General features: G+C 73.2%; 19 protein-coding genes and 1 pseudogene. 9 read left to right on the top strand and 11 right to left on the bottom strand.

The annotated features are described in order from the left end of the window. The 3 genes and pseudogenes from D0D15_RS36705 to D0D15_RS30870 all read left to right on the top strand — a co-directional run. Nucleotides 1-604 (top strand): annotated as a pseudogene (locus D0D15_RS36705) (hypothetical protein); the annotation flags it as partial. After that, complete coding sequence (locus D0D15_RS30875; RefSeq protein ID WP_369806810.1) at nt 502-1,446, top strand: MbnB/TglH/ChrH family RiPP precursor modification enzyme; 945 nt, start codon at nt 502-504, stop codon at nt 1,444-1,446. The pseudogene D0D15_RS36705 and the gene D0D15_RS30875, both read left to right, overlap by 103 nt. After that, nucleotides 1,443-1,772 carry an SCO6045 C-terminal-like domain-containing protein gene (locus tag D0D15_RS30870; protein ID WP_094007219.1) on the top strand — a complete coding sequence of 110 codons (330 nt, stop codon included), beginning with the start codon at nt 1,443-1,445 and terminating at the stop codon, nt 1,770-1,772. The genes D0D15_RS30875 and D0D15_RS30870 overlap by 4 nt, the downstream gene beginning before the upstream one ends. A gap of 102 nt (nt 1,773-1,874) precedes the next feature. On the opposite strand, the gene D0D15_RS30860 is transcribed toward D0D15_RS30870, so the two are convergent. The 4 genes from D0D15_RS30860 to hemE are packed head-to-tail and all read right to left on the bottom strand — an operon-like array spanning nt 1,875 to nt 5,248. Next, entirely contained in the window at nt 1,875-2,075 is a 201-nt protein-coding gene (locus tag D0D15_RS30860; RefSeq protein WP_208646202.1) for a hypothetical protein, read from the bottom strand. Further along, nucleotides 2,076-2,768, bottom strand: a complete 693-nt coding sequence (hemQ, locus tag D0D15_RS30855) for a hydrogen peroxide-dependent heme synthase (RefSeq protein WP_094007216.1) — start codon at nt 2,766-2,768, stop codon at nt 2,076-2,078. A 33-nt stretch (nt 2,769-2,801) separates the two neighbouring features. Beyond that, nucleotides 2,802-4,169 carry a protoporphyrinogen oxidase gene (gene hemG, locus D0D15_RS30850; RefSeq protein WP_115944955.1) on the bottom strand — a complete coding sequence of 456 codons (1,368 nt, stop codon included), beginning with the start codon at nt 4,167-4,169 and terminating at the stop codon, nt 2,802-2,804. Further along, nucleotides 4,169-5,248 carry a uroporphyrinogen decarboxylase gene (gene hemE, locus D0D15_RS30845; RefSeq protein ID WP_115944954.1) on the bottom strand — a complete coding sequence of 360 codons (1,080 nt, stop codon included), beginning with the start codon at nt 5,246-5,248 and terminating at the stop codon, nt 4,169-4,171. Before hemE ends, hemG begins: the two co-directional genes overlap by 1 nt. An 87-nt stretch (nt 5,249-5,335) precedes the next feature. On the opposite strand from hemE, the gene D0D15_RS30840 reads away from it, so the two are divergent. The 5 genes from D0D15_RS30840 (at nt 5,336) to D0D15_RS30820 (ending at nt 12,406) form a co-directional block, all read left to right on the top strand. Continuing rightward, nucleotides 5,336-5,899: a DUF3000 domain-containing protein gene (locus D0D15_RS30840; RefSeq protein WP_162830694.1), complete on the top strand. Its 564-nt coding sequence runs from the start codon at nt 5,336-5,338 to the stop codon at nt 5,897-5,899. A 513-nt stretch (nt 5,900-6,412) separates the two neighbouring features. Continuing rightward, complete coding sequence (locus D0D15_RS30835; RefSeq protein ID WP_038532327.1) at nt 6,413-7,129, top strand: response regulator; 717 nt, start codon at nt 6,413-6,415, stop codon at nt 7,127-7,129. A gap of 91 nt (nt 7,130-7,220) precedes the next feature. Beyond that, a complete protein-coding gene (locus D0D15_RS30830; protein WP_094007213.1) occupies nt 7,221-8,444 on the top strand; it encodes a ribonuclease D in 1,224 nt (407 codons plus the stop codon). A gap of 666 nt (nt 8,445-9,110) precedes the next feature. Continuing rightward, on the top strand, nt 9,111-10,301 hold the full coding sequence (locus D0D15_RS30825; protein WP_094007211.1) for a thiolase family protein: 1,191 nt from the start codon (nt 9,111-9,113) through the stop codon (nt 10,299-10,301). Next, nucleotides 10,298-12,406 carry a 3-hydroxyacyl-CoA dehydrogenase NAD-binding domain-containing protein gene (locus D0D15_RS30820; protein WP_094007210.1) on the top strand — a complete coding sequence of 703 codons (2,109 nt, stop codon included), beginning with the start codon at nt 10,298-10,300 and terminating at the stop codon, nt 12,404-12,406. The genes D0D15_RS30825 and D0D15_RS30820 overlap by 4 nt, the downstream gene beginning before the upstream one ends. Nucleotides 12,407-12,472: 66 nt before the next feature. Here the strand turns inward: D0D15_RS30820 and D0D15_RS30815 are convergent, their stop codons facing one another. The 6 genes from D0D15_RS30815 to D0D15_RS30790 all read right to left on the bottom strand — a co-directional run bounded on the left by D0D15_RS30815 (nt 12,473) and on the right by D0D15_RS30790 (nt 17,459). Next, on the bottom strand, nt 12,473-13,384 hold the full coding sequence (locus D0D15_RS30815; protein ID WP_115944953.1) for an LLM class flavin-dependent oxidoreductase: 912 nt from the start codon (nt 13,382-13,384) through the stop codon (nt 12,473-12,475). Nucleotides 13,385-13,447: 63 nt separating this feature from the next. Continuing rightward, nucleotides 13,448-13,876 carry a MarR family winged helix-turn-helix transcriptional regulator gene (locus tag D0D15_RS30810; RefSeq protein WP_115944952.1) on the bottom strand — a complete coding sequence of 143 codons (429 nt, stop codon included), beginning with the start codon at nt 13,874-13,876 and terminating at the stop codon, nt 13,448-13,450. A 58-nt stretch (nt 13,877-13,934) separates the two neighbouring features. Further along, nucleotides 13,935-14,747: an aldo/keto reductase gene (locus D0D15_RS30805; RefSeq protein ID WP_198958308.1), complete on the bottom strand. Its 813-nt coding sequence runs from the start codon at nt 14,745-14,747 to the stop codon at nt 13,935-13,937. Between the two features lie 15 nt (nt 14,748-14,762). Next, nucleotides 14,763-15,902 carry a sensor histidine kinase gene (locus D0D15_RS30800; protein ID WP_094007205.1) on the bottom strand — a complete coding sequence of 380 codons (1,140 nt, stop codon included), beginning with the start codon at nt 15,900-15,902 and terminating at the stop codon, nt 14,763-14,765. Continuing rightward, complete coding sequence (locus D0D15_RS30795; protein ID WP_162830693.1) at nt 15,899-16,576, bottom strand: response regulator transcription factor; 678 nt, start codon at nt 16,574-16,576, stop codon at nt 15,899-15,901. The genes D0D15_RS30800 and D0D15_RS30795 overlap by 4 nt, the downstream gene beginning before the upstream one ends. 73 nt (nt 16,577-16,649) lie before the next feature. Beyond that, complete coding sequence (locus tag D0D15_RS30790) at nt 16,650-17,459, bottom strand: LysR family transcriptional regulator (RefSeq protein ID WP_094007204.1); 810 nt, start codon at nt 17,457-17,459, stop codon at nt 16,650-16,652. Between the two features lie 69 nt (nt 17,460-17,528). On the opposite strand from D0D15_RS30790, the gene D0D15_RS30785 reads away from it, so the two are divergent. Next, nucleotides 17,529-18,398, top strand: coding sequence for an NmrA family NAD(P)-binding protein (locus D0D15_RS30785; protein WP_094007203.1), 870 nt, complete (start codon nt 17,529-17,531; stop codon nt 18,396-18,398). Nucleotides 18,399-18,463: 65 nt separating this feature from the next. Here D0D15_RS30785 and dxs read toward each other — a convergent pair whose 3' ends face one another. Then, complete coding sequence (gene dxs / locus D0D15_RS30780; protein WP_115944951.1) at nt 18,464-20,380, bottom strand: 1-deoxy-D-xylulose-5-phosphate synthase; 1,917 nt, start codon at nt 20,378-20,380, stop codon at nt 18,464-18,466. Between the last annotated feature and the right edge of the window lie 632 nt (nt 20,381-21,012).

Below are 21,012 nucleotides of genomic sequence, written 5' to 3'. Positions count from 1 at the left end.
GGTGGGAGCTGAGCGGCTGGGCCCGGTCGGCGTGACCGACTTCGCGGGCCTGGGGGTGCCGGTCTTCCTGCTGGTCTACGCCGGACTGGTGCTGATCCCGGTCGTCATCCGGCTCGTGGTGCCGCACCTGCTGCGGCTGCGGGGCGGCCCGGCCGGTCCGGTGAGCGGGCCGGTGCGCGCGATCGAGACGGTGCTGGCCGATCTCGTGGCAAGCCAGGAGATCCGCGTGAACAGCGCGGGACGGCTGACGACGACGAGCGACCGGGTTCCCGGCGACGAACTGCCGCGGCGGTGCGGGGTGCCGTGCGGTACGGACGCGGGAGCGCGACCGTGCAGTCTGGTCGGCGCGGTGTGCGTGGCCGGGGCGCTGGCCGTTCCCGCCGTTGCCATTGCCCCGGTGGTGCTGCCGGCGGGAAGCCGTCGCCGACGGAGGCTCGCACGTGGACATCGATTTGGGGTGGCTCGCGGACATCCAGTGGGCGGACGGTTCCGGGTGCGGAGGTGGTGGCGGTGGGGGTTGACCGGCTGGGTGTGGGGATCGGGTGGCGGCCCGAGATCGACCTGTCGATCGCCCGGTTGCCGGGTGTGGAGTGGGTCGAGGTGATCGCGGAGAACCTGCACCCGGGGCATCTGCCCGCGTCGCTGGTGGAGCTGCGCGAGCGTGGCCTGCCGGTGTTGCCGCACGCGGTGTCGCTGTCACTGGGCGGCGCGGAGCCGCTGGACACGCGGCGGGTGGAGCACCTGGCCGCGGTCGCCGACGAGCTGGACGCGCCGCTGGCCAGTGATCACGTGTGCTTCGTGCGCGCGGGCGGGCTGGACGCGGGGCACCTGGTGCCGCTGCCCCGCACGCGGGAGGCGCTCGACGTGCTGGTGGACAACGTGCGGCTGGCGCAGTCGATCGTGGGCCGGCCGTTCGCGCTGGAGAACATCGCCGCGCTGCTGGAGTGGCCGGACGCGGAGTTGAGCGAGGGCGCGTTCCTGGCCGAGCTGGTGTCGCGGACCGGGTGCTGGTTGATCGTCGACGTGGCGAACCTGTACGCGAACGCGCGGAACCTGGGCGCGGACCCGGTGGGGTTCCTGGCGGAGGTGCCGCTGGAGCGGGTGGCGTACGTGCACGTGGCGGGCGGCATCGAGGTAGGTGGTCTCTACCACGACACGCACACGCACCCCGTGCTGCCGGAGGTGCTGGACCTGCTGGGCGAACTGCGCCGCCGGAGGGAGCCCCCGGGAGCCCTCCTGGAGCGCGACGGAGCGTATCCCCCGGACGACGAGCTGGCCAGGGAACTGGAGTCGATCCGGCAGCGGCTGGACGGCGTGGGGCTGGCGCGCCAGGCCGGACTGCCGGCGGTCCGGGAGCAGCCGGCACGCCAGGCTGCACCGCGGGCGATCCGGGCGCAGGTGGGCGGTGCGCTGCCGGCGCGCCCGACGCACGGGGAGCGGCGGTGAGCCGGGAGGAGCTGGCCGCCCGGCAGGCCGAGTTGCTGCGCGCCCTGCTGGCCGGCGCCGAGCCCCCGCAAGGTTTCGACGCGGGGCGGGTGGCCGCCGAAGTGATCGCCCTGCGGGCCAAGCGCCGCTCCATCGTCGCCAACCTGCGGCCCGACCTGTGCCACACCCTCGGCGACCGGTTCCGCCCCCTGTTCGACGCCTACGCCGAGGCCACCCCGCGCACCGACGGCACCGGCTACCGCCAGGACGCCGCGAACTTCGCCGCCTGGCTCACCGACCGCGGCGCGCTGCGACGCCCCCGCCGGAAGCTCTTCCGGCGCGGCTGAACCATTCCGCGCACGAGCCACCCCCGCAGCTCACCCACCGCGGGAACTCCCCCGCACCACGTCCGCCGAACGCCGGCACGCGGCCCGCGACCGGCCCCGCGATCACGTGCGTCGGATCGAGCACCGGCACCACACCCAGCGGCCGCACACCCGCCACACCACGGCGGCCAGGGTCGCCGCGGCGACGCTCATCGACGCGGCCGCCGCCACCCGGTACGGCCCCGGCCGCACGCCGTGCGCGCCGGTGAACTCGACCGGGCCGGGCGCGTCACCGGTCAGGTCGCGCCACAGCGCGTCGAACACCTACGGCAGGTTCAGGATCAGCTCGGCGGGCACGACCCTGGTGCCGGTGTAGAACGGGATCTCCTCCCGCACGTGGCGCCGCGCCTCGGTGCCGCGCAGGTGACGCATCAGGTCGACGATGCGGTGCAGCTCGTCGGCCTCGAAGGCGAGGATCCACTCGTAGTCGCCCAGCGCGAAGGACGCGACGGTGTTGGCGCGGACGTCCGGGTAGTCCCGGGCCTCCTTGCCGTGGTCGGCGAGCATCTTGCGGCGCTCGGCGTCCGGCAGCAGGTACCACTCGTAGGAGCGCACGAACGGGTACACGCAGACGTACTTCCGCGCCTCCTCCCCGGCCAGGAACGCGGGGATGTGGCTGCGGTTGAACTCGGCGGGGCGGTGCAGCGCGAACTGGCTCCACACCGGCGTCGACACCCGGCCCAGCGGCGTGCGGCGGAACCCGGTGTAGGCGGCCTGCACCTGCTCGGGGGTCTCGGCGTGCCACCAGATCATGTAGTCGGCGTCGGCGCGCAGCCCGGCGACGTCGTAGACGCCGCGCACCACGACCCCCTTGCCCTCCAGGGCATCGAGGTACTCGGTGGTCTCCGTCGCGGCCTGGCCGCGGTCCTCGGGCAGCCGCCCGGGCTCGACCCGGAACACCGACCAGGCGGTGTAGCGGATGGTGTCGTTGAGTTCCTGATAGTTCAGCCGCGCCATGTCCCCATCTTGGCACCGCGGCGAAACCGGCTGCTAGGGCACCAGGTGTGAGGTGACGCGGGTCGCGGCCGCGGTGGCCGTCGCGATGCACGCCGGCACGCCGACGCCGTGCAGGGCGGCCCCGGCCAGCGCCAGCCCCGGCACCTCGGCGACGGCCCGCTCGGCGCGCTCCACCAGGTCGAGGTGACCCGGCCCGTACTGTGGCAGCCCACCGCCCCAGCGCTGGACCGCGACGTCGATCGGCGTCGCGGTGATCCCGGTCAGCTCGGCCAGGTCGTCGCGCACCAGGCGGACCAGCTCGTCGTCGTCGCGCTGCAGCGCGCCGGCGTCGCCGAACCGGCCGACCGAACCACGCAACAGCACCGGCCCGGTGTCCAGGTGCGACCACTTGCGGGAGGAGAAGGTGAAGGCCTTCGCCGCGAACGGCTCGCCGTCGGCGCGGCGTTCGCGCGCGCCGATCAGCACCCCGGAGGCGGCCGGCAGCTCGGTGCCGGGCGGCAGGGCCATCGCGACGACCGCCATCGAGGCCAGCTCGACCTCGCCGAGCGCCGACGACGCGGCCGGCGCGACGTCGGCCAGGAGCCGGCGGGCCGCCGGGGCGGGCACCGCGAGCAGGACGGCGTCGGCGTCGATCGCCTCGTCGCCGATCTCCAGCCGCCAGCCGTTCGCCCGCCGCCGCAGCCCGGTGACCGGCTGTCCGAACCGGATGTCCGGCTTGGCCAGTTCGACGAGCCGGTCGATCAGGGTGCCGAGACCGCCGGGCAGGGTGCCGAACACCGGCGCGCCGCTGGGCTTGGCGGGGATCAGGCCGGCCGCCGCCGCGGTCAGCGAGGGCGCGCCGCGGTCGATCGCGGCGGCGAGGGCGGGGACGGTGGCACGCAGGCCGAGACCGTCGGCGCCGCCCGCGTAGACGCCGCCGAGCAGTGGGTCGACCAGGCGGTCCACCAGTTCGTCGCCGAAGCGCTCGCGCAGCAGGACGCCCAGCGCGGTGTCGGACTCCAGCGTCACCGGGGGCAGGTCCGGCTCGGCCGCGACCCGCGCGCGCCCGGCGCCGGAGAGCACGTCGGCGACCGCGTCCGGTGAACCCGGGATGCCCATCAGCGTCCGGCCGGGCAGGGGCGCCACCCGCCCGCCGGCCCGCACCGTGGAGCGGGCCTTCGTCGGGTGGACCAGCTCCAGGCCCAGCTCCGCCGCCAGCCCGGCGCCTTCCGGGCGGCGGGCGAGGAAGGCCTCGGCGCCCACGTCGTAGCGCACGCCCGCGACCTCCGCGGTGCGCAGCTTGCCGCCGAGTGTGCCGGTGGCCTCGACGACGGTGATCGCCGCGCCGTCGCCCAGCGCGGCGCGCAGCCGGTACGCCGCGACCGCGCCCGAGACGCCTCCGCCGACGACCGCGACGTGCATCAGCCCTCCAGGCTGTGGACGAGCTCGACGACGCGGGTCAGCACCTCGGGGCCGGTGCCGGGCGGCACGCCGTGGCCGAGGTTGAAGATGTGTCCGGCGGCGGCGCGGCCCTCCGCGGCGATGCGCCGCACCTCGGCCTCGATCACCGGCCAGGACGCCTGCAGCAGCGCCGGGTCCAGGTTGCCCTGCACCACGGGCGCGGGCTCCCCGTGCGCGGTCAGCCGCCGCACGGCCTCGTCCAGCGGGACGCGCCAGTCGACGCCGACCACGTCGGCCCCGGCCTCGCGCATGGCGGGCAGGATCTCGCCGGTGCCGACGCCGAAGTGGATCCGCGGCACGTCCAGGTCCGCGACCGCGCCGAGGACGCGCGCCGAGTGCGGCAGCACGAACTCGCGGTACTCGCGCAGGGTCAGCGCGCCGGCCCAGGAGTCGAACAGCTGCACCGCGTCGGCCCCGGCCTCGACCTGGCCGCGCAGGAAGGTCACCGCGATCCCGGCGAGCCGCCCGGCGAGGTCGTGCCACACCTCCGGCTCGGAGTGCATGAGGGCCTTGGTGCGCTCGAAGGTGCGGCTGGGGCCGCCTTCGATGAGGTAGGAGGCGAGCGTGAACGGCGCGCCGGCGAACCCGATCAGCGGGGTCTGGCCCAGCCGCTCGACCAGCAGCCGGGTGCCGTCGAGCACCGGCTCGAGCCGCCGCGGGTCGAGGCCGGTGAGGCGGCGGACCGCCGCGGCGTCGCGCACCGGCTCGGCGACCACGGGGCCGGTGCCGGGCACGATGTCGACGTCGATGCCGGCGGCCACCAGCGGGACCACGATGTCGCTGAAGAAGATGGCGGCGTCCACGCCGTGGCGGCGGACCGGCTGGATCGTGATCTCGGCGATCATCTCCGGGTCGAAGCACGCCTGGAGCATCGGCACGCCCTCGCGCAGCGCGCGGTACTCGGGCAGCGAGCGGCCGGCCTGGCGCATGAACCAGACGGGCAGCCGCGCGGGACGGCGGCCGCGGGCGGCCGCGAGGAAGGGAGACCCGGCGAGGTCCCGGTGGGCCGTGCGTGGCCGCGACTGCGCAGGAGTGGACATCGTCAACCATGGTGCCACGCGGCCCGGCGGCGCCTTCCCTCGGCGCGTCTGCCGCCCGGCGCCCGTTCCCCGTCCTACAGTCGGGCTGTGACCGCGATGACGCATGCGCCCGAGATGTTCCGTGAAGCTGTCGCGGCGTTGCAAGCGATCCGGCCGCGGCCGGAGATGACCCTCGAACCCGTGCGCGCGCCGCAGCGCCTGGCCCCCTGGTCCTACGCGCTCAGCTGCGACGCGACGGGTCCCGCGGACGTGACGGCCACCGGCCGCCTGGTGCTGCTGCACGACCCGGAGGGCCAGGAGGCCTGGAACGGGGTGCTGCGGATGGTCGTCTACGTGCGCGCGGAGATCGACCGGGAGCTGGCCAGCGACCCGTTCCTGCCCGCGGTCGGGTGGTCGTGGCTCACCGACGCGCTGGAGAACTCCGGGGCGGCGTGGACGGCGCTGGGCGGGACGGTCACCGAGACCTCGTCGGCCCGCTTCGGCGACATCAGCGGCCCCGCCCGCACCGACGACCTGGAGCTGCGGGCGTCCTGGACGCCGGCCGACCAGCACCTGCGCCCGCACGGCGAGGCGTTCTGCCAGCTGATGTCGAGCGTGGCGGGCCTGCCACCGGTCGGGGTCTCGCTGTTCGGCCACCGCCAGAGCGGCTGAACCGGCCTGGCGGCGCGCCGGGTGTGACGCAGACCTCAATCCGGGGCCGGGGACGGCACGGATAGAGTTCGCTCGCGCGGTTCCCGGCCACCCCGATTTCCCCCGTACGGGGCGCTCCGGGGCCGCCCGCGGGCCGCCTACGCTGCGCGAAGTGATCGCGTACGTCGATTTGATGACATCCTCACCCCGTCCGGGGAACACCGGGCGGCACCGCGCGTGAGCAGATGCACGGTCCGTATGCACGCGCAGCGCTCTGTCCCCAAAAAGGGTTTATCGCTGGCGCTCCGCGACGCGTTAGCCACGCGCGGTGTATTACTCCGAACGTGCTACACCGATGCCAGCTAGTAACTACCCGATCGAGATAGATACCCGTTCGATCCCCCCGCGGAGGGCGATCGGCGGCTAGAGTGCCTCTTCGACGACACCACTTTCGGTCTAGAGCTGGCGCGGCTGATCGGCCGAAAGTACCCGGTGCCGGTCGGGGGGCACGACCGACTCCAGGGAGGTAGTGACGTGGCTGCCGTCGGCTTGTCGCAGGCCGTCAGATCCACGCCAGCCGGTGCTTTGCCGGCGAGCATGGTCCCGCACCCGCGGGAAGAGCTGTTTTCGGTGCTGGTGGTCGACGACCACCCGCTCCTGAGGGAGGCGATTGCCGCACGACTCGCACAGATGGGTGCGGGCACCGTACACGAAGCTGCCTCGGTGGCCGAGGCGAGGGCGCGGGCGACCGCGACGGGTCCGTGCGACCTGGCCATCCTCGACCTCGGGCTGCCGGACGGGAGCGGGATCGACCTGGTCACGGAGCTCCGTAGCCAGGGCTGGCCCCGGATCGTGGTGCTCGCCTCCTCCGACGACCCGTATGCCGTGCGCTCGGCCTTCCAGGCCGGTGCCCAGGCGTACCTGCTGAAGTCGGCCTCGCCCATGGTGGTGACCGACGGGGTGCGCCGGGTGCTGGACGGCGGGGTGTACGCGGACCCGAGCGTGGCCCCGGTCCTGGCGACCGGCACGCGGGTGCCGGGCACCGACAACACGCCGCGGGAGCTGTCCGCGCGCGAGGTCGAGGTGCTGCAGCTGGTCGCCGACGGCCAGTCCAACAAGGAGATCGGCGAGGAGCTCAGCCTCTCGGCGCTCACCGTCAAGTCGCACCTGTCCCGGATCGGGCGCAAGCTCGGCACCGGCGACCGGGCGCAGATGGTGGCGCTCGCGATGCGAGCCGGCGTCATCCGCTGATCCCAGCCGATTGCACGACCCCAACGGACGGGCGTACCGGTGACGGTGCGCCCGTCCCGTAGGGTTGACCGACGTGGAAACCGCAGATCAAGTGCCTGATACCAGCGAACCGGACGTCCCGGTCACGCTCAAGGAGCCGGCCGACGGGACGCCGGACGTGGTGGCGGACGAGCCGGCGCTGGCGCGTGCCTGCGCACGGCTGGCGGCGGGCACGGGTGCGATCGCGGTGGACACCGAGCGCGCGTCCGGCTACCGCTACTGGCCCAAGGCCTACCTGGTGCAGCTGCGCCGCGAGGGCTCCGGGACGGTCCTGGTGGACCCGATCGCCCTCGCGGGCAGGCTGGGGCCGTTGCGGGACGTGCTGAACGGCCAGGAGTGGGTGCTGCACGCCGCCTCGCAGGACCTGCCGTGCCTGGCCGAGCTGGACCTGGTGCCGGGGAGCCTGTTCGACACCGAGCTGGCCGGACGGCTGGCCGGGTACGAGCGCGTGGCGCTGGGCACGCTGGTGGAGCGGTTGCTGGGCTACCACCTCGAGAAGGGCCACAGCGCGGCGGACTGGTCGAAGCGGCCGCTGCCGGTGGACTGGCTCAACTACGCGGCGCTGGACGTCGAGCTGCTCATCCCGCTGCGGGAGAAGCTCGAGGCCGAGCTGGCTGCCCAGGGCAAGCTGGACTGGGCGCGCCAGGAGTTCGAGGCCGTCCGGACCGCCCCGCAGCCCCCTCCGCGCAGCGAGCCGTGGCGGCGCACGAGCGGTATCCACAAGGTGCGCACCGCGCGCGGCCTGGCGGCGGTCCGGGCGCTGTGGGAGGCCCGCGACGAGCTGGCCCGCAAGCGCGACCGCGCGCCGAGCCGGGTGCTGCCCGACAGCGCGATCGTGAACGCGGTGCTGGCCGACCCGAAGTCCGTGGCCGAGTTGCAGGCGCTGCCGGTGTTCGGTGGTCGCGTGCAGCGGCGGTACACCGGGAACTGGTTCCGGCACCTGCAGGCCGCCCGTCAGCTGCCGCGGGACCAGCTGCCGAACCCGGCGCAGCCCAACGACGGCCCACCCCCGGCGAACCGCTGGGCGGACAAGGACCCCGACGCGGCGGCGAGGCTGACCGCGGCACGGGCGGGGCTGGCGAAGATCGCCGAGCACCACCAGCTGCCGGTGGAGAACCTGCTGCTGCCGGACCTGTTGCGCCGCACCTGCTGGCGGCCGCCGGAGGACCGCAGCGTGGAAGGCGTGTCGGCGGCACTGGCCGCGGGAGGCGCCCGGCCGTGGCAGGTGGAGCTGACGGCACCAGTGATGGCGAAGGCCCTCCAGGCGACTGCCTGAGCCTGCTGGGTTGGTGTTTTGAGGTGGGCGGTGCCGTGTCTTGGGCGGAGGCCGCCGCGGGCAAGGCCGCCGGGGTTACCGCTGGATGGTGAGTTCGGCGCCACTCACGGGGGTGGGTCGCCGCTCCGACGGCGAGTGGGCCCCTGCAGGCGCGAAGTCAAACCACGAAACGCAACCCGGCAACGCAAGTTGACCGACCACGCCCCAGACCTCCCCCGCCCCCGATCCACAGCCGGTCTTTGGTCGCCGATCAGGCGTGTCAAGGTACTCTTTCCCGCCTTGACACGCCTGCTCGGCGACCGAAACACAACCAGGCATCGGGGGCGGGGGAGGTCCACCCAAGGTGACCGTTAGGCGCCGTGAGGCGCCACCCGCCCGCAGGGCGGACTCGTCGCCTGCCCAACGTCACCTCTAAAGATCAAAAGATGTCCTCGCCGGACGGGCAGGCTCCGGGATGACGGGGAATGCAGTTCCCTCACCTCGGGCAGGTGGTCGCTGGGTGGTCATCCCGGGTGCCGCTCGAAAAGGTGGTCTCACCCACCACCCTGGTTACCCACCGGTAACCGGGGTTAGAGTGGCGTCATTACCGCCGGGTAACCGGCGTCCCAGTACTGACAGAGGGAGCACATCGTGGCCGCAACCCCCCTTGCGCCGACCGCGCGGGCGGTGCGCACCGTGGCCTTCGTCGAGGGGGTCCGCACCCCGTTCGGCAAGGCGGGTGACAAGGGCATCTACGCCAACACCAGGGCCGACGACCTCGTCGTCAAGGTCATCCGCGAACTCCTGCGCCGCCATCCGGAGCTGCCGCCGGAGCGGGTGGACGACGTCGCCATCGCCGCCACGACCCAGACCGGCGACCAGGGCCTCACGATCGGCCGCACGGCCGCCCTCCTGGCCGGCCTGCCGCGCTCGGTCCCGGGCTACGCCATCGACCGCATGTGCGCCGGCGCCATGACCGCCGTCACCACCGTCGCCGGCGGGATCGGCTTCGGCGCCTACGACATCGCCATCGCGGGCGGCGTCGAGCACATGGGCCGCCACCCGATGGGCGAGGGCGTCGACCCCAACCCGCGCATCGTCGCCGACCGGCTGGTCGACCCGTCCGCGCTGGTCATGGGCCAGACGGCGGAGAACCTGCACGACCGCTTCCCGGCGATCACCAAGCGCCGCGCCGACGAGTACGCCGCGCAGAGCCAGGAGCGCTACGCCGACGCGGTCAAGGCCGGCAAGATCGGCCCGGAGCTGGTCCCGGTCGCGATCCGCTCCGAGCTGGGCTGGGGCCTGGCCACCGAGGACGAGCCGCCCCGCCCCGGCACCACCGTCGAGACCCTGGCGAACCTCAAGACCCCGTTCCGCCCACACGGCCGGGTCACCGCGGGCAACGCCGCGGGCCTGAACGACGGCGCGACCGGTGCGATCCTCGCCGACGAGGAGACCGCCCGCGAGCTGGGCCTGCCGGTCGCGATGCGGATGGTCGGCTACTCCTTCGCCGGCGTCGACCCCGAGGTCATGGGCGTCGGCCCGGTGCCGGCCACCGAGAAACTCCTCAAGCGCACCGGACTGTCCATCGACGACATCGGGCTGTTCGAGATCAACGAGGCGTTCGCCGTGCAGGTGCTGGCCTTCCTCGACCACTTCGGCATCGACCAGACCGACCCGCGCGTGAACCCGTGGGGCGGCGCGATCGCCTGCGGCCACCCGCTGGCCTCCTCCGGCGTGCGGCTGATGACCCAGCTGTCCCGCCAGTTCGCCGAGCACCCCGAGGTCCGCTACGGCATCACCACGATGTGCATCGGCCTCGGCATGGGCGGCACCGTGATCTGGGAGAACCCTGCCTACGACGGGAGTGACAAGTGACGTTCACGGTTGAGCAGGCCAAGGCCGCCTTCCCGGACGAGGTCGTCACCCGGGCGACCACGCGCCTGATCAAGGTTCCCGGCCTGGACCAGCAGGTCGCACTGATCACCTTGGACAACGGGCACGACCACACCCGCCCGTCCACGTTCGGCCCGCAGGGCCTGGTGAGCCTGAACGCCGCGCTGGACGAGGCGTTCGCCGCGGAACCGGCCGCCATCGCGGTCACCGGCAAGCCGTTCATCTTCGCCGTCGGCGCCGACCTGTCCGGCGTCGAGGCGATCAGCGACCCGAACCTGGCGCACGAGATCGCCGAGACCGGCCACGCGGTGTTCCGCCGCCTGACCGACTCGAAGATCCCGACCTTCGCGTTCGTCAACGGCGCGGTCATGGGCGGCGGGCTCGAACTGGCCCTGTCCTGCCACTACCGCACGCTGTCGGAGTCGGCGGCCGCGATCTCGTTCCCCGAGGTGTTCCTCGGCCTGTTCCCGGGCTGGGGCGGCACCCAGCTGCTGCCGAACCTGATCGGGCCGGACGCCGCGGTCACCGTGATCATCGAGAACGCGTTGAACCAGAACAAGATGCTCAAGCCCGCGCAGGCCGCGCAGCTGGGCATCGTGGACGAGCTGCTGGGCAGCGCGGACTTCCTCGAGCAGTCGCTGCTGTGGCTGTCCAAGGTGGTCAACGGCCAGGTGACCCCGCAGCGCAAGGAGATCGACCGCGGCGCCGGGTGGGACGCGGCGATCGCCCGCGCGAAGGCCATTGTGGACGGCAAGACCAAGGGTGCCTCGCCGGGCGCGACCAAGGCCGTCGAGCTGCTCGAACTGGCCCGCGCGAACGACCTGGACGCCGGGTACGCGGCCGAAACCCAGGCGCTGGCGCAGCTGCTGATGGACGACACGCTGCGCGCCGGGCTGTACTCGTTCAACCTGGTCAACAAGCGGGCCAAGCGGCCGGCCGGCGCGCCGGACAAGTCGCTGGCGCGCAAGGTGACCAAGGTCGGCGTGGTCGGCGCCGGCCTGATGGCCAGCCAGCTGGCGCTGCTGTTCGCGCGGCGGCTGAAGGTCCCGGTCGTGCTGACCGATGTGGACCAGGCGCGCATCGACAAGGGCGTGTCCTATGTGCACGGTGAGATCGACAAGCTGCTCGGCAAGCAGCGGATCTCACCGGACGAGGCGAACCGGCTCAAGGCGCTGGTGAGCGGCTCGCTGGACAAGGCCGCCTTCGCGGACGCGGACTTCGTGATCGAGGCCGTGTTCGAGGAGATGGGCGTCAAGCAGCAGGTCTTCGGCGACCTGGAGAACTACGTCAAGCCCGAGGCGATCCTGGCGACGAACACCTCCTCGCTGTCGGTGTCGGAGATGGCCTCGAAGCTGCGGCACCCGGAGCGGGTCGTCGGGTTCCACTTCTTCAACCCGGTGGCCGTGCTGCCGCTGCTGGAGATCGTGCGCGGCGAGCAGACCGACGACGCGGCGCTGGCGACGGCGTTCGCGGTCGGCAAGCAGCTGAAGAAGTCCAGCGTGCTGGTGAAGGACGCCCCGGCGTTCGTGGTGAACCGGCTGCTGCTGCGGTTCCTCGGCGAGGTGCTGACCGCGGTCGACGAGGGCACCCCGTTCGACGTGGCCGACCGCGCGCTGGAGCCGCTCGGCCTGCCGATGTCGCCGCTGACGCTGATGCAGCTGGTCGGCCCCGCGATCGCGTTGCACGTCGGCGAGACGCTGCACGACGCGTTCCCGGACCGCTTCGCGGTGAGCGAGAACCTGAAGAAGTTCGTCGCGTCGGGCAAGACCGCGGTGTGGCAGTGGGACGAGCAGGGCAACCCGAGCGTCGACCCGGAGGTCGCGGCGCTGTGGCAGCAGGGCGACCGGCCCTCGACCGCCGAAGAGCTGCGCGAGCGGGCGCTGGCCGCGATCGCCGAGGAGATCCGGATCATGCTCGACGAGGGCGTGGTCGCGGAGGCGCAGGACATCGACCTGTGCCTGATCCTCGGCGCGGGCTGGCCGTTCTGGCTCGGCGGCATCACGCCGTACCTGGACCGGACCGGCGTGTCGGCCAAGGTGACCGGCAAGCCGTTCCTGGCGCCCGGCGTCGCCTCGGTGCCGGCGTAGTCACCCGACCTGACGGCCCCCTCGCCCACGGGCAAGGGGGCCGTCGGCGTCCGGCGGGTTCCCGACCTAGGACTCCTTGGCGACCCTCTCGCGGACGGCCGGCACGATCTCCCGCGCCCAGCGTCCGAGGGAGACGTCGTCGTGGGCGGCGTGGCCCGGTGGGAACAGGATGAAGCCGCTCATGCCGTGCTCCAGGACGCCCGTGGTCAGCTCCTCGACCCACTGGTCCACGGACCCGCCGATCCAGCGGCCCTCCGCGTCCCGCGTCTTCGCCAGCGGCGCTTCGGTGATCGTGCCGGGGAAGTTCAGGATCGTGCGGACCTCGCGCGGGACGCGGCCCGCCGCGGCCGCCGCGTCGTCGATCACCGGCCGCGACGTGCGGTACCGCTCGCTCAGCCAGTCCGCCGCGTGGCCGGGGAGCCAGCCGTCGGCCACGCGGCCGGTCGCGGCGAGCGACTTCCGCCCGACCGACCCGGTCCACACCGGCGGCGCGGGCACCGGCGCGGGCTCGATCCCGCGCACCCGGTAGTGCCGCCCCTCGTGGGTCACCGGCTCGTCACCCCCGGCCAGGCTCTTGACCAGCAGGATCGCCTCCTCGAAGGCCTCCACCGCCTCGGCCGGGGTGAACCGCGGGCCGCCCATGTCGGCGATCCGGTCCGGCAGCCCGCCCGCGCCCATCCCGAGCACGACCCGGCCGCCGGACAGCGCCGACAGGGTCGTCACCGTCCGGGCCAGCATGGCCGGGGGCCGCAGCGGCAGGTTGGTGACGTTGGCGAAACCGGCGATGCGCTCGGTGTGGCCCAGCAGGAACCCGACGGTCGCGTAGGCGTCCAGCCTGCCGCCGAAGTAGGGGTGGTCGGACAGCGAGACCAGGTCGAGCCCGTCGGCGTCCGCGCGCCGGACCAGGCGCAGCAGGTCCGGCACCTCGTCGACGCCGGTGTGCGCGCCGAACCCGAAAACCACGTCAGATGCGGTCATGATGCCCTCCTTGCAGTTCGTACTACGAACAATAATGGTTCGCAGTACGAACTGCAAGCGCGGTCAGCGGTCGAGGAAGACCGGGGGCACCTCGTTGTCCGCCACGACCCGGCCGGGCAGGCCGGCCAGCCGGTCCCGCTCCGCGGCGTCGAGCCCCGCGGGCAGCTCCTCGATCCGGCGGCACGTCTCGGCGTAGAACTCCCCCGCCAGCCGCTGCCCCTCCGGGGTGAGCGCGACCCGGACCGCCCTGGTGTCCCGGGGATCCGGCTCGCGGCGCACCAGGCCGTTGCGTTCGGTGCGGTCGACCAGCCCGGTCAGGCTCGACTTCGCCAGCCGCAGCACCGCGCCCAGCTCGGTCATGCCGTAGGGCCGCGCCATCAGCACGCACAACAGCTGCCCCTGCGGCATCGTGATGCCGTACTCCCGGGCCGATTCCGAATACACCGCGTTCACCAGGAACGTGGACCGCACCAGAGCGGTCACGATCCCCATCCGGCCGTCATTCTGTGCGGGCATTCCGCCAGACTAACAGTTCGTGGTGCGAATTACCTCACGCGTCGGGGTGGGGACCGTGCCGGTCGCCGGACTCCAGGGTCGCCAGGCCGGCGATGTCGTGGGAGTCCAGCTCGAAGTCGAAGATGCCGATGTTCTCCCGGATGCGGCTCGGGGTCGCCGACTTCGGGATGATCATGTGCCCCATCTCGATGTGCCACCGCAGCACCACCTGCGCCGGGGTCTTGCCGTGCTTGCGGGCGATCGTCGTGATCACCTCGCTGTCCAGCTGCCTGCCGCGGGCGAGCGGGCTCCACGCCTCGGTCACGATGCCGTGCTTCTCGTGGAACCCGCGCAGCGCGGCCTGCTGCAGGCCGGGGTGCAGCTCGATCTGGTTGACCGCGGGCACCACCTCGGTCTCGGCCATCAGCCGCTCCAGGTGCGGGATCTGGAAGTTCGACACGCCGATCGCACGCGCCTTCCCGTCGGCCAGGATCTTCTCCAGCGCGCGCCACGTCTCCACGTACTTGTTCTGCCGCGGCACCGGCCAGTGGATCAGGTACAGGTCGACGTAGTCCAGGCCGAGCAGCTCCAGGCTGCCGTCGAACGCCTTCAGCGCCGAGTCGTAGCCGTGCTCGGTGTTCCACAGCTTGGTGGTGACGAACAGCTCCTCGCGCGGCAGGCCGGACGAGCGCACCGCCGCGCCGACGCCCCGCTCGTTGCCGTACAGCGTGGCGGTGTCGAAGCTGCGGTAGCCGGCCTCCATCGCCACGTGCATCACCGCCTCGACCTCGTCATCGGGCAGCTTGTAGACCCCGAACCCGAGGGCGGGCAGCTCGACGTCGTTGTTCAACCGGATCGAAGGGACCATGCCCAGCACCGTAACTCAGCGGGTCGCGGGCAGCCGGACGGTGACCGCGAGGCCGCCCCCGACCACCGGTTCCGCGCTCACCAGCCCGTCGTGCGCCTCCACCGCCGCCCGCACGATCGACAACCCGAGACCGGCGCCGTGCCGAGCGGTGCGCGCCACCCCCGCGCGGCGGAACGGCTCGAACAGCTCGTCCACCGTCTGCGGGTCGACCAGCCCGCCGGAGGATCGCACCCGCAGCGCCGACCACTGCTCCCCGGCCTGGGTGGTGACCTCGATCCAGCCGGCGTCCACGTTGTGCCGCACCGCGTTCTCCAGCAGGTTGCCCGCGATGCGCTCCAGCAGCGCCGGATCGCCCGTGGTCCAGGCCGGCTCGACGTGGAAGGTGGTCTTCAGGCCGCGCTGGTCGGCCTCCCCGGACACCGCCCGCCACGCGCTGGCGACCAGCCCCGCGAGGTCGACCGGCTCGGTCACCACCAGCCCGGCGCCGTCGGTGCGGGCGAGCAGCAGCAGCGACCCGACGAGCTGGTTGGCCCGCTCGGTCGCGTCCCGCACCACGCCCGCCATGCGGCGCAGCTCGGCGGTGTCGGCCTGGTCGTCGGCGAGCGTGACGTCCAGCTCGGTGCGGATCACCGACAGCGGGGTGCGCAGCTCGTGGCTGGCGTTGGCGACGAAGTGCCGCTGCGCCTCGAACGCCGACTGCAGCCGGTCGAGCATCGCGTCGAACGTCTGGGCCAGCTCGGCCAGCTCACCGCGCGCGTCGACGTCGCCGATGCGCTCGCCCAGCGATTCCACCGACAGCCGCCGCGCGGTGCCGGTGATGTCCCGCAGCGGGCGCAGCACGCGCGAGGTGAACGTCCAGGCCAGGACCGCGGTGGCCAGCACCACGCAGCAGAACGCGATGGTGCCGGCCAGCAGCATCTTGTCGCGCGCGTGGTCGCGCAGGTGCGCGGCCAGCGCGGCGGCGTCGACGTCCACGCCGTCGACGCGCACGACCGTGCCCGGCGGCATCTGCGGCACCGCGGACACGGCGTCGCCGACCAGCGTCCAGGCCAGCCAGAGCAGCACGAGGCTGACGCCGGCCGCCAGCCCGGTCGCGAGCAGCGTGATGCGCGCCCGCAGGCTGCGTACCGGCGTGCGTGTCGAGCGCGAGCTCACCCCTTCGCGGGGCCGGTGTCGCGTGCCCGGTACCCGGATCCCACCACGGTCTCGATGATCCCAGGTTCGCCCAGCTTCTTGCGCAGGGTCATCACCGTGACCCGGACGGTCGTGGTGAACGGGTCGGCGTTCTCGTCCCACACGCGTTCGAGCAGCTCCTCGCTGCTGACCACCGCGCCCTTGGCGGCCATCAGGACCTCCAGGACGCCGAACTCCTTGCGGGTCAGGTCGACGGGGCCGCTCGCGCGGCGGACGGTGCGCTTGGCCGGGTCCAGCTGCACGTCGCCGACGGTGAGCAGCGGCGGCGCGGCCGGGGTGGCGCGGCGGCCGAGCGCGCGCACGCGGGCGACCAGCTCGGGGAAGGCGAACGGCTTGGCCAGGTAGTCGTCGGCGCCCAGGGACAGGCCCTCGACGCGGTCGGAGACCGTGCCGCTGGCGGTCAGCATGAGGACGCGGGTCAGCTCGTCGGAGGAGACGATCTGACGGCACAGCTCGTCGCCGGACATGCCGGGCAGGTCGCGGTCCAGCAGCACCACGTCGTAGCGGGTGATGCTGGCCTTCTCGTGCCCCTCGTCACCGGTGAGGGCGACGTCGACCGCCATGCCTTCCCGGCGCAGCCCGCGAGCGATCGCGTCCGCCAGCGGCGCCTCGTCCTCGACTACCAGAATTCGCACGCGAACCACCGTGCCACAGTTTCCTGAGAGTTACCTCAACGGCGGTGTCCCGGGCGTTCCGGGACGGCGCCGGTCACTTGCCGGACAGGGTCCGCGCCGCGATCGTCACCAAGTCCTCCAGGTGCGGGCGCCGGTGCCCGTCGGCGACGGCGAGGCAGATCTCGAACTCCTCGGCGTCGCCGATGCGGCGGTGGATCACGTCGGGCCGGGAGTAGTAACGCGCCACGCTGCGGGGGATCATCGCGACGCCGCGGCCGGCCGCGACCAGCTCCAGCTTCTCCTCGATCGTGCTGACCCGCCTGTCCTGCCCGTCGATGACGTGTTCGCCCTCGAGGTCGGCGTACCGCACCCGCCGCCGCTTCGCCAGCGGGTGCGCCGCGGGCAGGCACACCACCTTCGGCTCGCTGCCCACCCGCAGCGTCCGCAGGCCCGTGGCGTCGAACGGCTGCCGCAAGTAGCCGACGTCGGCGCGGCCGTCGCGCATCGCCTCGGCCTGTTCGAACCAGTGGAGATGCAGCAATTCGACCTCGACGTCCGGGTGCGCCTGCGCGAACACCCGCACCGCCGGGGAGACGGTCAGCCCCGGCGCGAACCCCAGGACCAGGCGGCGCGTACCCCGCGCGGCGCCGTAGGCCCGGCGCGTCGCCGCCACAGCGGTCGCCAGCACGCCCGGCGCGTCCGCGTACAGCTGCTCACCGGCCGCCGTCAGTCGCACCGACCGCGTCGTGCGCTCCAGCAGCTCGCAGCCCAGTTCCCGCTCCAGCGCGCGGATCTGCCTGCTCAGCACCGGCTGCGCGATGTGCAGCCGCTCCGCCGCGCGGCCGAAGTGCCCGTGCTCGGCGACGGCGGTGAAGTACCGCAGCTTGCGCAGGTCCAGATCCATACCCGAAGGGTATCAATGCCGGCGAAGAGGTATTGGACGATCGGCGCCGCCCGGGCGGAGGCTGGTCGCATGATCGTCATCACCGCACCGGCCGGCCGGATCGGCCGTCAGCTCACCGAATCCCTGCTCACCGCCGGGGCGCCGGTCCGCGTCATCGTGCGCGACCCGTCCCGGCTCGCCCCCGCGGTCCGGGAGAAGGCCGAGGTCGTCATCGGCTCCCACGGCGACCCCGAGGTCGTCGGCAAGGCGTTCGCCGGCGCGGACGCCGTCTTCTGGCTGGTCCCGCCGAACCCCGCCGCGGACAGCCTGGACCGGGCGTTCCTGGACTTCACCCGGCCCGCGTGCGAGCTGTTCCGCACCCAGGACCTGCGGGTGGTCGGGGTGTCGGCCCTGGGACGCGGCGTCGCGGTCAACGCCGGGCTCGTGTCGGCGTCGCTGGCGATGGACGACCTGATCGCCAGCACCGGGGTGCCCTACCGCGCGCTGACGATGCCGACCTTCATGGACAACGTGCTGTGGCAGGCGGCGTCGATCACGCGCGACGGCGTGTGGTCCGAGATGGCCGTCCCCGGTCACAAGCGGCCGCTGTGCGCGACGAAGGACATCGCCGGCGCCGCCGCCCGGCTTCTGCTCGACGAGACGTGGACCGGGCGGGGCGAGGTCCCGGTGCTCGGCCCGGAGGACCTGTCCCACCTGGAGATGGCCGGAATCATGTCCGACGTGCTGGGCCGGCCGGTGCGGTTCGAGCAGGTCACGGCCGAGGCGCTGAAGGCCGGCCTGCGGCAGCGGGGCTGGACCGAGGCGATGGCGCAGGGCATGGCCGACATGATGGCGGCCAAGAACGCGGGCCTGGACAACGCCGAGCCGCGCACCCCGGAATCGACGACGCCGACGACGTTCCGCCAGTGGTGCGAGGAGAACCTGCGGCCCGCCGCGTAGCAACCGCCCGCGGTCCGTCCACGACGGACTGTCCACGGTGTACTAGTACGCCGCCCGGCACGGACCTAGTCGGTCGGCGCGTCCGCCGTCGCCGGCTGGGCCTCGCCGATCAGGTTCGACGCCCACTCCGTCACGCGCCGCGCCACGTCCTGCGCGGTCAGGCCGACGCTCGCCAGCACCTCCTCGCGCGAGCCGTGCGGCAGGAACTGCTGCGGCACGGCCAGGTCACGCAGCGGCACGTCGCACTCGGCGTCCCGCAGCACGGCCGACAGCGCGCTGCCGAAGCCGCCGTGGCGGCCGCTGTCCTCGACCGTCACGACGAGCCGGTGCTCGCGCGCCAGGCCGACCAGCTCGTGCGGCACCGGCAGCACCCACCGCGGGTCGACGACCGTCACACCGATGCCCTGGTCGGCCAGCCGCTCGGCGGCGGCCAGCCCGAGCGGCGCGAACGCGCCCACGGCGACCAGCAGCACGTCCGCGCCCGCGCCTTCCCGCGGCCGCCGCAGCACGTCGACCACGCCGATCCGCTCGGCGGCGGGCAGCGACTCGGTGACGCTGCCCTTCGAGAACCGCAGCGCGGTCGGCCCGTCCGACACCGCCACCGCCTCCCGCAGCTCCTCGCGCAGCGTCTGCGCGTCCCGCGGCGCGGCGACCCGCATGCCGGGCACCATGCCCAGCAGCGACAGGTCCCACATGCCGTGGTGGCTCGGGCCGTCCGGCCCGGTGATGCCGGCGCGGTCGAGGATCAGCGTGACCGGCTGGCGGTGCAGCGCCACGTCCATCAGCAGCTGGTCGAAGGCGCGGTTGAGGAACGTCGAGTACACCGCGACCACCGGGTGCAGCCCGCCCATCGCGAGGCCGGCGGCCGAGGTCACCGCGTGCTGCTCGGCGATGCCGACGTCGAACCAGCGGTCCGGGTGCCGATCGGCGAACTCGTGCAGCCCGGTGGAGCGCAGCATCGCGGCGGTGATCGCCACGACGTCCTCGCGCTCCTCGCCGATGCGCGCCAGCTCGTCGCCGAACACCGACGTCCAGCTCAGGCCCTTCGGCTTGGGCAGGCCGGTCTCCGGGTCGATCGGGTCGGTCTGGTGCATCTGGTCGGCCTCGTGGTTCACCGCGGGCGGGTAACCGTGGCCCTTCTCGGTGACCGCGTGCACGACGACCGGGCCGCCGAACGCCTTGGCCGCCTGGAACGCCTTCTCCAGCGCGGCGATGTCGTGGCCGTCGACCGGGCCGAGGTACTTGAGCTTGAGGTCGGAGAACATCTCCTGCGGGCTCAGCGCGTCCTTGATGCCCGCCTTCGCCGCGTGCAGCGCCGCGTAGATCGGCTTGCCCACGACCGGCGTGGACAGCAGCAGCTCGCGGCCGCCGTCGAGCATGCGCTCGTAGCCGGGCTGCAGCCGCAGCGACGCCAGGTGCTCGGCGAAGCCGCCGATCGTCGGCGAATAGGACCGGCCGTTGTCGTTGACCACGATCACCACGGGACGGCCCGGCTCGGCGGCGATGTTGTTCAGCGCCTCCCAGCACATGCCGCCGGTCAGCGCGCCGTCCCCGACGACCGCGACGGCGTGCCGTCCGCCACCGGCCAGCTCGAACGCCTTCGACAGGCCGTCCACATAGGACAACGCGGTGGAGGCGTGGCTGTTCTCCACCAGGTCGTGCTCGCTCTCCTCCCGGGACGGGTAGCCCGACGGCCCGCCCTGCTGGCGCAGCAGGTCGAACTCGGGGTGCCGGCCGGTCACGATCTTGTGCACGTAGCACTGGTGACCGACGTCCCAGACGATCGCGTCCTTCGGCGAGTCGAAGACCCGGTGCAGCGCCAGGGTCAGCTCGACCACGCCGAGGTTCGGGCCGAGGTGGCCGCCGGAGCGGCGGACCTTGTCGACCAGGAAGTCGCGGATCTCCCCCGCCAGGTGCTCGAGCTGGCCGTGTCCCATGCGCTTCAGGTCGGCCGGTCCGTGCACGGACTCCAGCAGCGTCACTTTCCACCTCACCCGCATAGATCCCTCGCCCTGCCCGCCAGGGCGCGTCCAGTCAGTCTACGGAGAACCGTAGTCCCCCGGCCGCCCCGCGGGTCCCGGGTCACTGATCAGGTCGTGAGAACGTGCCTGCCGGTGCCGCAACCGTGTGAACGCGGTCTCACTGATCTGACGCACCGGGGTGCGCGGGTGGTGACATCCCGTGAGATCGGGTCCGGCCAGGCGTGGCGTTACTCAGTCCACGGGATTGGTGAACCGATCAAGACCCCGTACGGGTGGCGGCGCGCCTCAGGCGGGGTGCCCGAGGTGAGGCAAGGCACCCCGCCTCGACCGGCGAGGCACCGCACGGGCGGGGAACTCCTCGGGCGGCGTGCCGGTGGGGGCACCGCCCCAGCGGAGCACCGCCCCAGGTGGGACACCACGCCAACGACGCACCGCGCCAGCGGGGTGCCGCTCCAGCGGGGGCCGCTCCAGCGGGGCACCGCCCTGGTGGGGTGCCGCCCCAGCGGGGCGCCCCGCCGGTGGATAACTGCTCTCGCCCGACCCGGCGGATGCTCACCCCGCCCGCTCGATACCCGCTCTCGCCTCATCTCGGCGAATGCCCTGCCCCGGCCGCAACGCTCCCGCCCCTGGCC

It is taken from the genome of Amycolatopsis thermalba (genome assembly GCF_003385215.1).
Classification (GTDB): domain Bacteria; phylum Actinomycetota; class Actinomycetes; order Mycobacteriales; family Pseudonocardiaceae; genus Amycolatopsis_E; species Amycolatopsis_E thermalba.
Note: the sequence above shows the minus strand (reverse complement) of the source record. Positions and strands in the feature narration are given on the sequence as shown.